The organism is Paenibacillus montaniterrae (assembly GCF_018403185.1).
GTDB classification, from domain to species: domain Bacteria; phylum Bacillota; class Bacilli; order Paenibacillales; family Paenibacillaceae; genus Pristimantibacillus; species Pristimantibacillus montaniterrae.
Genome location: NZ_BOSE01000004.1, coordinates 224,623 through 239,474, shown reverse-complemented (window position 1 = coordinate 239,474; position 14,852 = coordinate 224,623). Strand labels below are relative to the sequence as shown.

Below are 14,852 nucleotides of genomic sequence, written 5' to 3'. Positions count from 1 at the left end.
GCTTGGGACATCATGGATGAACGTATTATTTCTGCCAATTTAATGATGGAAGAGCAAGCGGTAGAGTTAAGCCTCCGTCCACGTTATTTGAATGAGTATATTGGGCAAACAAAGGCAAAGGAAAATTTAACGGTCTACATCGAAGCGGCCAAGCTGCGCAAGGAAGCGCTTGACCATGTGCTGCTGTACGGACCTCCAGGACTCGGTAAAACGACTTTGTCCAATATTATTGCCAATGAGCTTGGCGTTAATTTGCGAACAACCTCCGGGCCTGCAATTGAGCGTCCCGGCGATCTCGCTGCATTGTTAACGAATTTGCAGGAGGGCGATGTGCTGTTTATTGATGAAATTCACCGCCTGCATCGCACGGTCGAGGAGGTGCTATATCCAGCTATGGAGGACTTTGCACTCGATATTATGATCGGTAAAGGTCCTAGTGCGCGCTCGGTGCGTTTGGATCTTCCTCCTTTTACTTTAATAGGTGCGACAACCCGCGCGGGCCAGCTTTCAGCCCCGTTAAGGGACCGCTTCGGGGTAGTTAGCAGGCTGGAATACTATAACGTGGACGAGCTCGCATTTATTGTTGCGCGTGCAGCTGAAATATTAAATGTGGACATTATTGGCGAAGCGGCGCATGAAATCGCGCTGCGCTCACGCGGTACGCCGAGAATCGCCAACCGGCTGCTTAAACGGGTGCGTGATTTTGCGCAAGTTCGAGGCGACGGCATTATTACACATAGCATCGCCAACGCAGCCCTGGAGCTGCTGCAGGTTGATCCTATGGGACTTGATCATATCGATCATAAAATGCTGCGAGCGATGATGACGAGCTTCTCAGGACGCCCTGTAGGACTTGATACGATAGCTGCAACAATTGGCGAGGAGTCGCAAACAATTGAGGATGTATATGAGCCCTATTTGATGCAAATTGGCTTCTTGCAGCGTACACCGCGCGGTAGAGTAGCAACAGAGGGCGCTTATCGCCATCTCGGCATTCCGATGCCAGAAAAATAATAAAGGAAGTGAAGGAATGAACAAGCTTATCAAGCGAAGCACTTTACTATCAGTAATTATCGTTATGCTTTTTTCCTTAGGGGTAGTCCAGCCAGCACAGGCTGCTGTGCCGACGCTTGACAAGATTCGAGTGGCGCTGTTTTTAAATCTGCCTGGAAAATTCACCAGCATTACCAAAAGTGTAACGCTTAGCTCACAGCAGGCGATGAACTTGACTGTCAAGGCGGCTAACAAATCGGTGCAATGGCTGAGCTTTCCGGAAAAGGATCAACTAAGGCTGGCACTTAATGATTATAAAGTAAAGCTGACGGAGACGACGCAGTTCAGCAATGCCCAACAGGTCTATGAAGCAGTGAAAGCGGCAGGCGGCTCGCCTTTCCTTATCTCGCTCAGCAAAAACGATAAGGTTACTTATCAGGTTATAGAAGGCGGCTATGCGACGAACAGCGATGCAACTGCAGCGCTGAATAAATGGAAGGCCAATGCAAGCATTACGAAGCTGGCAGGCTCAAGCATGATCGTTTCTGGTCCTTTCTCGCTAGTAAACGGAGGACATGCCTCCAAGTCGGATGCGCTTAAGGCTGCTGCAAGCTTCGGCTCGCAAGGGCTTGATACCGCGATTGGCATGTCGCTCAACAGCTCTGGCAAGCTGGAGTATGCTGTTTTGGTTGGCTTGGCTGGAACACAAGCAGAGCTGGATATTGTGAAGACAGCAGCAAGCAAAGTAACGACCAAGCTTGAGACGGCAAATGGCAGCGAGGATATGCTTGTTATGCGTGTCGATCATAGTGCGACCGGCACTGCAGGCAGCTCGGACGAGCTATATATGTACAATCCGAAGCTGGCGGTTGCTGTATCGGCAGCAGGAAGCGGCACGATTAAAGTGACGGAGCGCAGTGAGCGCAGCTATCGCGGGACAATTGAAGCGGGTGCGTTAAACAATCAAATGTATGTGGTCAACGAGGTTCCATTTGAGCAATATTTATATTCTGTAGTTGCGATCGAAATGTATCCCTCCTGGCCAATTGAAGCATTGAAGGCTCAGGCTGTGGCAGCCCGTACGTATGCTCTTTATGGCGGCAACAACTTTACTGTTGCCCATGTAGTTGATACGACGACTAGCCAGGCTTATTATGGCGTCAACTCAGAGCATGAGAACTCGACTGCTGCGGTTGATGCAACAAAAGGCGAAGTGCTCATGTATAACGGCAAGCTGGTCGAGACGCTGTTCAGCTCAAGTTCCGGTGGAAGAACGGCAGATTCCAAGGAAATATGGGGCAATGAGGTTCCATATTTGAAAAGTGTAACAAGTCCGGATTCGATTTCAGAAAATGGTTTACATAGCTGGTACCGCGTTGTGCTGCCAAACGGCAAAGTTGGCTATATTCGCGAGGACCTTGTGAAAGATTCGGGCATGAAAAATGCTGCAGGCAAGCCGATATTGCTGTCCACAACAGCCGACACCAATATCCGCCGCAATCCGCTTATTGAAAACAACGTAGCACCTGTTGAGCAAATTAAGAGCGGAGTACAGCTGGTTGCATTGGAGAAGGTTATTCAATCCAATGCGAACACCTGGCGTCGCGGACCGTATACAAGTGCTGAAATGCTGAAGGCAATTAATGCAAAGCTGTCCATTTCTGGCCCAATTACTTCGATGGAAGTAAGTGAAACAGGGCCTTCAGGACGCGCAGTAGCGGTTTCAGTCAACGGCAAGAAGCTGGCAGTTTCCAGTCCATTTGAATTGCGTGCTCTGCTAGGCGTAAATGGCTCACTGCAAAGCACTTACTTTACAATTGAGCAAACAGGCAAGGTTGTTGTTTTGGGAGCCTCCAATCAACAGCGTGTAAAACAAGACGGAGCAGGCAATTTACAGGTGCTTGGCGCTAATGGACAAACTGCGACTGCAAGCGGCGAATATATGTTTGTGCTTGATGGAGCAGGCAATGTGCGAGCGGCAACGAAGGAAGCGGGTTTCCAATTTGATGGAAAAGGCAATGGCCATGGTGTCGGCATGTCGCAATACGGCGCGTACAGCTTTGCCAATCAAGGGTATGACTATAAATATATCTTGCAATACTATTATGCAGGAACAACAATTGCTAAGGAGTAACCAATGAATGTAGATTTATTTGATTTTGAACTTCCAGAAGAACTGATTGCTCAAACACCTTTGCTGGAGCGAACAGCTTCTCGCCTCCTGATGCTTAACAAAGAAAGCGGAGCAGTTGAGCATGGTGTATTTACCGATCTGGCTGACAAGCTGCATGCAGGGGATGTGCTGGTGCTGAATGATACACGCGTATTGCCGGCACGCCTGCTTGGAACGAAGCGGGATACAGGCGCGCGCATTGAGCTGCTTCTGCTTAAACAGCTTGAGAATGATCGCTGGGAGGTGTTGGCGAAGCCGGCAAAGCGGATGAAGGCTGGCACAGTTGTTGTCTTTGGTGAAGATGAAGCGGGCGCTCCTTTGCTTACCGCCAGTGTAGAGGAAGAAGGCAGCATGGGAAGTCGCATCGTGCGCTTTTCCTATCAAGGCATATTCAATGAGCTGCTTGATCGCTTGGGAGAAATGCCGCTTCCGCCTTACATTAAAGAAAAGCTCGATGAGAAGGAGCGCTATCAAACGGTTTATTCCAAGCATGAGGGCTCAGCGGCTGCGCCAACGGCAGGACTGCATTTTACGAAGCCGTTCCTGGAGGCTTTAGAGGCAAAAGGCGTAGAGCTTGCTTATTTGACGCTGCATGTCGGTCTCGGCACATTTCGCCCGATGAGCACGGAAACGGTAGAAGAGCATGAAATGCACGCGGAATATTATGAAATTAGCGAGCAAACGGCAAAAATTTTGCAACGCGCGCGCGAGCAGAAACGTAGAATAGTGGCAGTGGGTACAACCTCAGCTCGAACATTGGAAACGCTGGGGCAGCGGTTTGAGGACAAACCGCTGGAAGCTTGCAATGGCTGGACCTCAATCTTTATTTATCCGGGCCATTCCTTTAAGCTCGTCAATGCGCTGCTGACTAATTTTCATTTGCCGAAGTCAACGCTGGTTATGCTGGTGAGCGCATTAGCGGGACGTGAGCATATATTACAAGCATATCGGGAAGCGATTGAACATCGTTATCGCTTCTTCAGCTTTGGAGATGCGATGTTTATATACTAAAGGAATAGGACAGTGAATAATTTGGCAATCACATACGAATTTATTAAGCAATGCAAGCAATCTGGAGCGCGCCTCGGCAGAGTCCATACTCCGCATGGCGTTATTGATACTCCTACCTTTATGCCAGTCGGAACGCAGGCAACTGTTAAAACGATCAGCCCAGAGGAATTAAAGGAAATTAATGCGCAAATTATATTAAGCAATACGTATCATCTATTTTTGCGCCCAGGCCATGAAATCGTGAAAAAGGCTGGCGGTTTGCACAAATTTATGAACTGGGATCGTCCGATCTTGACTGATAGCGGCGGCTTTCAAGTGTTCAGCTTAAGCGAGCGCCGTAAAATTAGCGAGGAAGGCGTTGAATTCCGTTCGCACTTGAATGGCGAGAAGTTGTTTTTAAGTCCAGAGAAGGCAATGGAAATTCAAAACGCTTTAGGACCGGATATTATGATGGCCTTTGACGAGTGTCCGCCATATCCGGCTTCCTATGAATATGTGAAGCAATCGACAGAGCGAACCAGCCGCTGGGCTGAACGCTGTCTTGCCGCCCATCAGCGCAAGCATGATCAAGCGCTGTTTGCTATTGTTCAGGGCGGCATGCACGAGGATCTGCGTGTTCAGAGCGCGAAGGATTTGACTTCACTGGATTTTCCGGGTTATGCTATAGGTGGACTAAGTGTCGGCGAGCCTAAGCATTTAATGTACGAAGTGCTCGATTATACTGTGCCTCATTTGCCGTTTGACAAGCCGCGTTATTTAATGGGAGTTGGTTCTCCGGATGCGCTTGTGGAAGGCTCGATTCGCGGTATCGATATGTTTGATTGCGTACTGCCGACGCGAATTGCTCGCAATGGTACAACAATGACCAGCCAAGGCCGTCTAGTTGTACGCAATGCCAAGTTTGCAGAGGACTTTGGTCCACTTGATCCTAACTGTGACTGCTATACGTGTAGAAACTATTCAAGAGCCTATATTCGTCACCTGATTAAGGCTGATGAAACGTTTGGCATCAGGTTGACGACCTATCATAACTTATACTTTTTAGCCTCGCTCATGAAACAGATTAGAGAAGCAATCATGAATGATTGTTTGCTTGATTTCAGAGATCAGTTTTTTGAGCAATATGGCTTGCATGACAATGATAAAGGATTTTAATATTGAAAGGGGTGAAATCAATGTCAATATTTTTAGCTGATGCTCCAGCAACCCAGCCAGGAAGTAGTATCTGGGGGTTATTGCTGCCTTTTGTTTTAATGTTTGTTGTATTCTACTTTTTGCTTATTCGTCCACAGCAAAAGAAACAAAAGCAGCGCAATCTGATGCTTCACCAATTGAAAAAGGGAGATAAAATTGTAACAATTGGTGGCTTGCACGGTACGATTGTTGAGCTAACTGATGATACAGTAGTGCTTCGTGTTAACGATACAATGAAGCTTACGTTTGATCGCAGTGCGATTAGCACAGTATCTCAATCTGCTCCTGCCGCAGAATAGATACATATTGATGTACTGAAAAAAATACCTCCAATAGCAGACAAAGCAATAGTCGCTATTGGAGGTATTTTCATTTTCGCAGATTAACTCCTATTATGCCGCCAAATGCCCCGGCAGCTAGCACGGTAAGCAGCAAAATCAGACTGTGCAAAGATAAGGAAACATCGGTTGCCAGAAAGCTGATCAAAATAACGATCAATCCATAAATAATGCCAAGGCTGCCTCCATAATACCAGCCCTTCGAGCTGGCCCGCTTGCCAGCACTGAAGCCTCCCACGAAAGAAGCAAAGCTATGTACGACGAATGCCATCATCCCGAGATTGCTTTCCTTGAATGACGTAAAATGCAGCAGCAGTGACAGCAGCAAAGCGCCTGCTGCTAGCCAGATTAGCGCATAGGTTATGCCAGCCAGCATCGGCATTGTCATCAGCTTGCGTGTATCGGTGTTCATACCGCATATACCTCCTTGTACTTTAAGTGAGCGTTCAAAAAGCACGGCTTTCAGGACCAAGAAGATGGGGGAAGCTTAGAAATGACGGAGCGCAGCGTAGATCACGCTACGTGAGCACTGTACATTTCGGCTGAACCCCATATTCGACGCCGACTAAGCTACTTTTGTGACTACATCGTCATCAAAGTTGGGCTTTTTGAACATCCTCTTTAACCGTTTATTACTTACGATATGCGATTGTCCAATAAATAGTACAAGTTGCCAAGTAATTATTTCTTTAGGTGCATTCCCATATAATACGCAAAACCAGATTGCATGAATGGGATTATTGGCGGTCACAATAGCAGATACGTTAGTAAGAGAGGGTGTAGGTTGATGGATTGGTTCACCTTAACATGGCACACCATTTTAATGTATATCGTTGTGTTTATTGTACTGCGATTGATGGGCAAACGAGAAATCGGCAAGCTGTCTGTACTGGATCTGGTCATTTCAGTTATGATCGCGGAAATTGCCGTAATTGTGATTGAGGATACAAGCAATCATATTATGCATGGCATATACCCGATTGTCCTGTTAGTGCTAATCCAGATGCTTACAGCCTTTATCTCGATGAAAAACCGCAAAGTCAGGTTAATGTTTGACGGCAAGCCCTCGGTCGTAATCGCTCAAGGCAAAATTTATAAGGAAGAGCTGCGCAAGCAGCGCTATAATCTTGATGATTTGATGCTGCAGCTAAGAGAACACGGCATCACGTCGATAGATGATGTGGACTTCGCGATTCTGGAAACGAGCGGCAAGCTGTCCATTGTGCCCAAGCAAGAGCAGCAACAGTCTGAAATGATGGAGTCAAAGGAAATAACATCCACACCAGACAGCAATCAACCAAGCAATCAAAACAAGGATCATCCGGTCATTCCGCCTGGCTTCCGCTATGAAATGCTGCCGATTCCGTTAATTATGGATGGCAAGGTTCAGGATCAGAACCTGGAAAAGCTGGAAAAGACGCGTTTTTGGCTTAAAAACATTATCCAGGAAAAAGGCGCAGCCCAATTTAAAGATGTGCTGCTATGCACAATTGATCATAAAGGCCGGATTTACATCGATGTCAGCGATGAGGACAGATAGCGAATTAATTCTGCTGAAACCATTTGCCAATGTATGGGAGCCTTATTAGATCATGGCGATCAATAATTTTCATTAAGAACATAAAGTACAGGTAGAGAATCATCGTCGTTGCGCAAGCAGCAAGCAGGCTTAGCCAGTCCGGCATCGTATGCAGCAGCGATTTGACATAATGGGCAAATGCACCGGAAATTAAAATCGCAGCGCCAACCTTAACAAAATCTAGCAGCTGCATTTGAAAGCCAACGAAACGTTTTACACTAAGCGCGTGCAGCAAAGTTACGAGCACCGTGTTAACAGCAATGGCAATTAACGCGCCTTTAATGCCTAATGCAGGATTGGAAGCGAGCATAATAATTAAGCCGATTTTTATAATTGCACCGATAAAGGTATTGCCAAGCGCGACTCCTGGTTTTTCCAAAGCTTGCAGCGTAGCCTGCAGCGGCGCCTGCAAGTAAATGAAGATACCAATCGGAGCAATTAGCTGCAGCAGCGGGGCATACTCGCCATGCGCGTACATCAGCTCGCAGATCGGTTCTGCAAACAAAAACATAATGATCGTAAAAGGGGCGCCAGCGACTAAAGAAAGCCGCATGGATTGATGCAATCGCTTGTGAATGATGCTGTATTGTTTTTGGATCGCAGCTTCAGACAACGAAGGAACGAGAGATACGGCAAGCGAATTTGTTAAGGCGGTTGGCAGCAGGATCAGCGGTATAATCATTCCCTGCAATGCTCCGTATTGAGCAGTTGCAATGCCAGTTGCGATTCCGGCAGCTGCAAGGCTTCGAGCAGTAAAAATCGACTCAAGCAAATAGCTGATCGAGCCGACTAGCCTGCTGCCTGTTACCGGAATGGATAAGGAAAGCAGCTTGCCCAATATCGAGCCTTGCCCTTTGCTTTTTTTGCCTTTTTTGCCTGCTGCTAAAGTCTTCGGCTCGCTGTCGCTTTCAGCCGAGCCTGGCTCGGCAGCTATCGCTACATGTGTAAGCGCAGAGAGCCGTTTGTTTTGCTCTCTCCGATAATTGAGCAGCATAATGCCTAAGCCGGCAATTTCGCCTATTACGACACCAAGCATCGCTCCTGCAGCTCCCCAATGCAATCCCCACGGCAAAAAGTAATAAGCAAGCGACAAGGAAAATATGATGCGGAAAATTGTTTCAACTACCTGTGAGAAGGCGCTTGGGATCATATTTTGCTTGCCTTGAAAATAACCGCGATAAACAGCGCTTATGCCAACAATAAGCAGCATAGGCGACATGACAAGGAAGGATTGGTAAACTCTTGGCTCAGGAATAATGTATTTAATAATGAGCGGTGCGAACAGAAGCATCAAGCTTGTTAACGCCAGAGCAATTGAAACACTTAAAACCATCGCAGTGTTAAAAATACGTTTCACCCTTGCTTTATCGCCGACTGATTCTGCTTCGGCAATCCATTTTGCGATGGCGAGCGGAATGCCACCTGTAATAAAGGTTAATAATACGACTAGAAAAGGATAGCTTAATTGATAGATGCCAACCCCTTCAGCGCCAATAATGCGCGGCAGGGTAACTCTGGGAATAAAGCCCAGAATTCGATTGACAATGCCTGCTATTAACAGGATCATCGCTCCCTTTATAAAGCTTTGCTTCGTCATTGCTTACACCTCTCTTAAAGTACGTGTTACATCGCTACGGTGCAAAGCATCCTCCAGTCGCTTTTTAAATCGTAATGCTCTTATTTGAATTTTTAAGGTTGCATTACGATGTTAAAGGCGACCCACTGCGTTTTTCGGATGTTTTGCTCCTCCGCTGGAGCTTTTTTGTGGCTTTCAGGCTTCGATGTCGAATAAGCTTCAAGCTAGTATCAGCGCTACGGAGCAAAGCAACCTCCAGTCGCTTTTTAAATCGTAATGCTTTCTTATTTGAATTTATAAGGTTGCATTACGATGTTAAAGGCGACCCACTGCGTTTTTCGGATGCCTTGCTCCTCCGCTGGAGCTTTTTCATGGCTTTCAGGACCAAGAAGCTTGGACACTAGAAAACGAGGAGCGCAGCGTAGGTGATAACTACGTGAGCACCGGAGTTTTCGCTAGCGTTCAAGATTCGCCAATCGAATACGCTACAAAGCACCGCCTCGTCATCAAAGTCCAGCTTGTTAAACAACCCCTTCCAATGGAAGTTTAAAAAGCTGGGCTTTCAGGACCAAGAAGATGACACGATACTAGAAGGCGAGGAGCGCAGCGTAGGCAAAAGCTACGTGAGCACCGGAGCCTTCGGTAGCGTGGCATATTCGCTGTCGAATATGCTACAGAGAAGTCACATCGTCATCAAAGTCCAGCTTTTTAAACAACCCTAAAGGGTTGTACAATTTATCCTATGCTTGTCACACACACTTCCATGTCAAAATTGATTGGAGAGAGCAGGAAATATGTTTTGGATGACGAACTAGATAACAATAGAAGCAAGGTTAGCAGGTTGTTCTCGTTGACTTGAAAGGATTGGACAGCAGTTGGAGGAGGGGGAGCGCATGTCGAGCATCGAGTGGGATTCAATGATAAAGGAGCTGTGTGAAAGCAAGGCAGAGGAATTCAAGCTGCTAGGTTACGATCATGTCGAGGCAGCTGAGGTGTGGGGCTGTGTTAGCTCCAAATATGTAAAGCATGGCAAGCCGCAGCTACATCAGCTGGTTAGTGATATTTTGTCTTTAAAACCGAACCAATTTATGAACTATCTCATGCTGAATGCTTATAAAGGAAACTCTTTCTAGTATAAAGAAAGAGTTTCTTTTTTTGACGTTGTTTTACTCCATCTGTATAATAGGAATATTGAGATTTTAAGGGGGATAAATGACGCATGGTTAAGAAAAGATTGCTAACCTTTGTCGCAGTGGTTGTTGTCTTGTTCGCAGCAATAGCATGGACAAGCCCTTCAATACTTAAGGATGTTAAGCTGGGACTCGATTTGAAGGGTGGTTTTGAGGTATTGTATGAGGCTTCGCCGTTCGACGAGGGTGGTGAAGTAACCCCGCAAACCTTGAAGCAGACGGCTAAAGCACTCGAGAAACGTATTGACCAATCCGGTGTTGCTGAGCCGGAAATTTTGACAGAAGGGGCCAATCGTATTCGTGTACGCCTGCCAGGTGTAGAAAATGAAGAGGAAATTCGCGAGCTGCTGGCAAAGCCAATTAATTTAACCTTCCGCGCGCCTGATGGCACTGTTATGCTGGATGGTCGGGATTTTAAAGAGAATAGCGCTGGCGTCGCTTACGACAATTTTAACCGCCCGATTGTAACGATCGAGCTCAAGGACGGCGATAAGTTTTATGATGTAACGAGTCAGCTTGTCGGACAAAGGCTATCGATTTATTTGGATGAGGAAATGATTTCTGATCCGGAGGTTACCTACCCGATTCCTGGCGGTTCTGCACAAATTTCACTCGGTAATGCGAAAAAAGCGGATGCTGAGTATTTGCGCGACTTGATCAACATGGGATCTCTGCCGCTTAAGCTGACTGAAAAATATACACAAAGCGTAGGAGCCAAGCTTGGCTTAAACTCTTTGAAGGATACGGTAACTGCGGGGGTAATCGGCTCCTTGATCGTATTGTTTTTCATGGTCATTGTGTTCCGTGTACCAGGCTTTGTTGCGGGTGTATCCATTATTACGTATGCATGGCTGCTGGTACTGGTGCATAACTGGCTCAATGCAACGCTTACATTGCCAGGGATTGCAGCCTTTGTACTCGGCGTCGGGATGGCAGTCGATGCCAACATTATTACAGCTGAACGGATTAAAGAAGAAATTCGCAGCGGCAAGAGCATGTCTTCCAGCTTAAAGGCTGGCTCGAAAAACTCCTTCCGTACGATTATGGATGCGAACATTACGAGTATTATCGCTAGTGTTGCGTTGTATGTCATTGGCGACGGGGCGATTAAAGGTTTTGCGTTAACGATGATTTTCAGTATTATCGTCAGCGTCATTACCAATATTTATTTGTCGCGCTTCCTGTTGTCCTTGCTTGTTAGCAGCAAGGCGTTTAATAAGCCAAAACATTATGGCGTAAAGGAGGAACAGATTCGTGCGCTTTGATACTAATATCCGTTACGATTTTATAGGCAATCGCAAAAAGTTTTTTGCCTTTTCTATTATTTTAGTTGCCGTTGGCATACTGTCGCTGCTTATTTTTCGCTTGAATCTAGGAATTGATTTCAAAGCAGGTACGACGATGGATACTGCAACCGATCATGCTGTAGAGCAGCAAGAGGTTATCAGTATATTAAAAGAGCTTGGCTATAGTGAAATTCCTACAGTCGGAGGAGCGAACAATGATCGGATTTCAGTTCGCTTTGGAGAAGAGCTGGCTAGTGAAAAAATAAGAGAAATTCAAACTGCATTTAAAGCTGAATTTGGCGAGGGCAGCTCTTTCGAGGTTAACGTTGTTTCCGCGGACATGGCTCGGGAGCTGGCGATTAAAACGATTTGGGCCATTCTTGCCGCTTCCGTTCTTATTATGCTGTATGTTATGATTCGCTTCGAATGGCGGTTTGCCTTGTCAGCAAATATCGCAATTTTATATGACTGTTTTGTCGTTGTCGCGGTGTTCTCTATGTTCCGCCTAGAGGTAGATTTGCCGTTTATAGCCGCGGTTTTGACTACGCTGGGCTATTCGATTAATGATAAAATCGTTATTTTTGACCGTATTCGTGAAAATCTGCGCTTCAGCTCGACGAAAAATGATAAGCAGCTGACCGAATTGGTCAATGCAAGTATTTGGCAGACGATGGCCCGCAACTTGTATACGGTGTTGACGGTAATGATCGTTACTGTCTTTATCTTCCTGTTCGGTAGTGAATCAATTCGTCTGTTCTCGTTGGCGATTTTAATTGGCTTGATCAGTGGGGCTTATTCTACTGTGTGTATTGCCAGCTCGTTATGGTACGAGTTTAAGAAAAGAGAAAAGAAAAAGCCTGCAAGTGCTGCTAAGCAACCTACTGTGTAGCTAACTTTCATGAAGGCTGTCTATGGATGAAATTTGTTAAGCCATAGCAGCCTTTATTTTTGCTGTCTGGCAATTTTGCAAGCGGCGATTCATATATTATCGTACTAAAAAACTATGGTATAATTAATAGTTGTAGCGCTAAAGAATGACAGCCGTTACGGAAGAAATTCGGTAATTTATGTCTAGGAGGATACTATGTCTACTGATGTTGATAAGGGAAAAGGCATACTGCAGCGTCTTAAACAGTTTTTTCGCGGCAAGCAGCGTACTGCCAACGAAGCTGGACGTCTGGAGAAGAGTGACGATATTAAAAATGTTGTTCTTCGCATCAATGGCGTCATTGCAGTGGAAGCATGCGAGGCTCGCGAGCAAGGACATTATGTGGTAGCCACCTTAACGATCAATGTTAATCCGAGAATTACGGTACAGGAAGGACATGAAATTGCGCAGCGCGTTCGTTGGCTGCTCATGCATCGCTTTACTCATCTTAGCGATGCAGTTATTTATGTAAAGCCATTTGTGCCGGAATATCCTTACAAAAGCAATGACACAAGCTCCCAAGAGGAGATGACAACGATTTTGCAATAGTTTTACGCAGCGAAAGGGGCTTTCGAGATGATAGAACGTAAAACGCGTTGGCAGCTTGCGTCTTGGTCGGAACAATATGAGCAATTGGCGCAAAGGCTGAGCAGTCAGCTTGGCATACCAAGGCTTGTAACGAAGCTGCTCATCCAACGAGGCTACCGTGATCAGGAAAGCATAGAAGCTTTTTTGAATGGAACGACCGCCATGCTGCATGATCCTTACCAGCTTGCCGGAATGAGCGCAGCGGTTGCCAGAATCAAGCGAGCGCTGGAGCATGCAGAGCAGGTAAGAATATATGGAGATTATGATGCAGATGGGGTTTCCAGCACCTCGCTGCTCTATTATACGTTTGAACGTCTTGGACTGAATTTTGATTATTATATTCCTCACCGCATGCTGGAAGGTTATGGTCTGAATAAAGCAGCGATAGATAAAGCGAAGCAGGATGGCGTTCAGCTAATCGTTACCGTAGATACGGGGATTAGTGCATACGAGGAAGTGCAGTATGCTGCTTCGCTTGGCATTGATGTTGTTGTAACGGATCATCACGAGCCGCCGGAGCAGCTGCCCGAGGCGGCTGCAGTCGTGAATCCGAAGCAGGAGCATTGTACATATCCATTTAAGGGACTTGCGGGAGTAGGGGTTGCTTTTAAACTGGCAACTGCGCTGCTTGAAGCTCCGCCGATGGAATGGAGCGGCATTGTAGCCTTAGGCACAATAGCAGATCTTATGCCGCTGGAAGGTGAAAATCGTGTGCTCGTCTCATGCGGCTTGGCACAGCTGCGCAAAGGAGAGCATATCGGCTTCAATGCACTGGCGGAAGCTAGTGGCGTAAGCATCGACGAGCTGTCTGCAACAAAGGTTGGCTTTGGGCTTGCACCGCGCATCAATGCGGCCGGCCGCTTGAAGCATGCGCGACTTGCTGTGCAGCTGCTGACTACAACAAATGAGCAGGAGGCGGCACAGCTTGCCGCTGAGCTAGATCATTTGAATAAAGAGCGCCAGCAAATTGTTGAGGATATGGTTATAGAAGCAGAGCTGCAATGGCAAAATAAGCTAAAGCAGGCAGCTGACAGCAACCAGGCTGAGCCGCATGTCATCGTCGTGGCAGGAGCAGGCTGGAACGTTGGCGTAATTGGCATAGTCGCCTCCAAGCTGCTGGAGCGTCACTACAAGCCTGTGCTTGTGTTCGGAATCGATGAGGAGACAGGTACAGCAAAAGGCTCGGCACGATCTATAGAAAACTTTGATTTGCATGCCGCGCTTACCGAGTGCGAGGAGTTGCTGTTGCATTACGGCGGACATCAGGCAGCAGCAGGCATGACTGTTGAAGTAGCGAAGCTGGCCGAGCTGGAGTCAAGATTGAGCGAGCTTGCCAAGCAGTGGCTGACGGAGGATGACTGGATTCCTAAGCTGACCATCGATTTGGCCTGCGAGCTGTCTGAAATAACATTGGAAACCATTTCGCAGCTTTCGCTGCTGGAGCCGTTTGGCATGAGCAATCCGTCGCCGCGCGTGCTGATCAGAGGAGCAGCGCTGCGCGAATGGAAAGCGATCGGCAAGGATGGCAAGCACCTAAAGCTTCAGCTTAAGGATCGCGAGCATGTCCTCGATGTGATTGGCTTTGGCATGGGGGAATATGAACGCTTGCTGCAGCAAAACGATCGGCTGCAGGTTGTCGGCGAGCTTTCCATTAACGAGTGGAACTCGTTGCGCAAGCCGCAATTGCAGCTCTATGATATGCATGTCGAAAAAGATCGAATAAAAGTATTCCCTTCACGAGAACAATTTGGTATCATTTATCAGTACATTCGTAAGCAGGGCTCGTTATCGCGAGCAGGCTTAGTTGAACGCTTAAAGGCGATTAGCGGGCTAGGGAACGCTGAGATTCAACTAATAATAGATGTATTTGAAGAGCTTAATTTTATTACGACTCATTCATCGCATATTGAGGCTGTAGCCGCGCCGCAAAAGAGAGAGCTGACCAGCTCATCCTGTTATCACCGCGCGTGGCTGCAGTTTGAAGCCAACTAGCCAG

13 protein-coding genes are annotated in these 14,852 nt (G+C 46.9%); 11 read left to right on the top strand and 2 right to left on the bottom strand.

Translation table 11 applies throughout. From position 1 onward, the window contains the following. Positions 1-12: 12 nt before the first annotated feature. Genes ruvB through yajC form a run of 5 tightly spaced genes read left to right on the top strand, consistent with a single transcriptional unit; the run spans position 13 to position 5,670 of the window. Positions 13-1,014, top strand: coding sequence for a Holliday junction branch migration DNA helicase RuvB (gene ruvB, locus KJS52_RS12630; RefSeq protein ID WP_213515576.1), 1,002 nt, complete (start codon positions 13-15; stop codon positions 1,012-1,014). 16 nt (positions 1,015-1,030) lie between these two features. After that, positions 1,031-3,127, top strand: coding sequence for a SpoIID/LytB domain-containing protein (locus tag KJS52_RS12625; RefSeq protein ID WP_213515574.1), 2,097 nt, complete (start codon positions 1,031-1,033; stop codon positions 3,125-3,127). A 3-nt stretch (positions 3,128-3,130) separates the two neighbouring features. Beyond that, the gene (queA, locus tag KJS52_RS12620; RefSeq protein ID WP_213515572.1) at positions 3,131-4,177 is read left to right on the top strand and encodes a tRNA preQ1(34) S-adenosylmethionine ribosyltransferase-isomerase QueA; all 1,047 of its coding nucleotides are present in this window, start codon (positions 3,131-3,133) and stop codon (positions 4,175-4,177) included. Positions 4,178-4,189: 12 nt separating this feature from the next. Next, a complete protein-coding gene (tgt, locus tag KJS52_RS12615) occupies positions 4,190-5,332 on the top strand; it encodes a tRNA guanosine(34) transglycosylase Tgt (protein ID WP_246563492.1) in 1,143 nt (380 codons plus the stop codon). Between the two features lie 20 nt (positions 5,333-5,352). Then, the gene (yajC, locus tag KJS52_RS12610) at positions 5,353-5,670 is read left to right on the top strand and encodes a preprotein translocase subunit YajC (protein WP_213515570.1); all 318 of its coding nucleotides are present in this window, start codon (positions 5,353-5,355) and stop codon (positions 5,668-5,670) included. Between the two features lie 70 nt (positions 5,671-5,740). On the opposite strand, the gene KJS52_RS12605 is transcribed toward yajC, so the two are convergent. Beyond that, positions 5,741-6,121 (bottom strand): TIGR04086 family membrane protein, encoded by a 381-nt coding sequence (locus KJS52_RS12605; RefSeq protein ID WP_213515568.1) that lies wholly within the window; start codon positions 6,119-6,121, stop codon positions 5,741-5,743. Positions 6,122-6,496: 375 nt separating this feature from the next. Here KJS52_RS12605 and KJS52_RS12600 point away from each other — a divergent pair, with 375 nt between their 5' ends. After that, positions 6,497-7,249 (top strand): YetF domain-containing protein, encoded by a 753-nt coding sequence (locus KJS52_RS12600; RefSeq protein ID WP_213515566.1) that lies wholly within the window; start codon positions 6,497-6,499, stop codon positions 7,247-7,249. Between the two features lie 4 nt (positions 7,250-7,253). Here the strand turns inward: KJS52_RS12600 and KJS52_RS12595 are convergent, their stop codons facing one another. Beyond that, the gene (locus KJS52_RS12595; RefSeq protein ID WP_213515564.1) at positions 7,254-8,885 is read right to left on the bottom strand and encodes a putative polysaccharide biosynthesis protein; all 1,632 of its coding nucleotides are present in this window, start codon (positions 8,883-8,885) and stop codon (positions 7,254-7,256) included. Between the two features lie 872 nt (positions 8,886-9,757). Between KJS52_RS12595 and KJS52_RS12590 the strand changes: the two genes are divergently transcribed. The 5 genes from KJS52_RS12590 (at position 9,758) to recJ (ending at position 14,848) form a co-directional block, all read left to right on the top strand. Beyond that, positions 9,758-9,997: a post-transcriptional regulator gene (locus KJS52_RS12590; RefSeq protein ID WP_246563490.1), complete on the top strand. Its 240-nt coding sequence runs from the start codon at positions 9,758-9,760 to the stop codon at positions 9,995-9,997. A gap of 86 nt (positions 9,998-10,083) precedes the next feature. Beyond that, the gene (secD, locus tag KJS52_RS12585) at positions 10,084-11,319 is read left to right on the top strand and encodes a protein translocase subunit SecD (RefSeq protein ID WP_213515562.1); all 1,236 of its coding nucleotides are present in this window, start codon (positions 10,084-10,086) and stop codon (positions 11,317-11,319) included. Next, positions 11,309-12,229: a protein translocase subunit SecF gene (secF, locus tag KJS52_RS12580; RefSeq protein WP_213515560.1), complete on the top strand. Its 921-nt coding sequence runs from the start codon at positions 11,309-11,311 to the stop codon at positions 12,227-12,229. Before secD ends, secF begins: the two co-directional genes overlap by 11 nt. Before the next feature lie 195 nt (positions 12,230-12,424). Next, the gene (locus KJS52_RS12575; protein ID WP_213515558.1) at positions 12,425-12,817 is read left to right on the top strand and encodes a cation transporter dimerization domain-containing protein; all 393 of its coding nucleotides are present in this window, start codon (positions 12,425-12,427) and stop codon (positions 12,815-12,817) included. Between the two features lie 27 nt (positions 12,818-12,844). Continuing rightward, positions 12,845-14,848 carry a single-stranded-DNA-specific exonuclease RecJ gene (gene recJ, locus KJS52_RS12570; RefSeq protein ID WP_213515556.1) on the top strand — a complete coding sequence of 668 codons (2,004 nt, stop codon included), beginning with the start codon at positions 12,845-12,847 and terminating at the stop codon, positions 14,846-14,848. Positions 14,849-14,852: the final 4 nt, after the last annotated feature.

What these genes read in the sequence shown, in the direction of transcription:
- KJS52_RS12625 (WP_213515574.1), top strand. Translation starts at nt 1,031, where the DNA reads ATGAACAAGCTTATCAAGCGAAGCACTTTACTATCAGTAATTATCGTT.
- KJS52_RS12595 (WP_213515564.1), bottom strand. Translation starts at nt 8,885, where the DNA reads ATGACGAAGCAAAGCTTTATAAAGGGAGCGATGATCCTGTTAATAGCA.
- yajC (WP_213515570.1), top strand. Translation starts at nt 5,353, where the DNA reads ATGTCAATATTTTTAGCTGATGCTCCAGCAACCCAGCCAGGAAGTAGT.
- secD (WP_213515562.1), top strand. Translation starts at nt 10,084, where the DNA reads ATGGTTAAGAAAAGATTGCTAACCTTTGTCGCAGTGGTTGTTGTCTTG.
- recJ (WP_213515556.1), top strand. Translation starts at nt 12,845, where the DNA reads ATGATAGAACGTAAAACGCGTTGGCAGCTTGCGTCTTGGTCGGAACAA.
- KJS52_RS12600 (WP_213515566.1), top strand. Translation starts at nt 6,497, where the DNA reads ATGGATTGGTTCACCTTAACATGGCACACCATTTTAATGTATATCGTT.
- KJS52_RS12575 (WP_213515558.1), top strand. Translation starts at nt 12,425, where the DNA reads ATGTCTACTGATGTTGATAAGGGAAAAGGCATACTGCAGCGTCTTAAA.
- queA (WP_213515572.1), top strand. Translation starts at nt 3,131, where the DNA reads ATGAATGTAGATTTATTTGATTTTGAACTTCCAGAAGAACTGATTGCT.
- KJS52_RS12605 (WP_213515568.1), bottom strand. Translation starts at nt 6,121, where the DNA reads ATGAACACCGATACACGCAAGCTGATGACAATGCCGATGCTGGCTGGC.
- KJS52_RS12590 (WP_246563490.1), top strand. Translation starts at nt 9,758, where the DNA reads ATGTCGAGCATCGAGTGGGATTCAATGATAAAGGAGCTGTGTGAAAGC.
- ruvB (WP_213515576.1), top strand. Translation starts at nt 13, where the DNA reads ATGGATGAACGTATTATTTCTGCCAATTTAATGATGGAAGAGCAAGCG.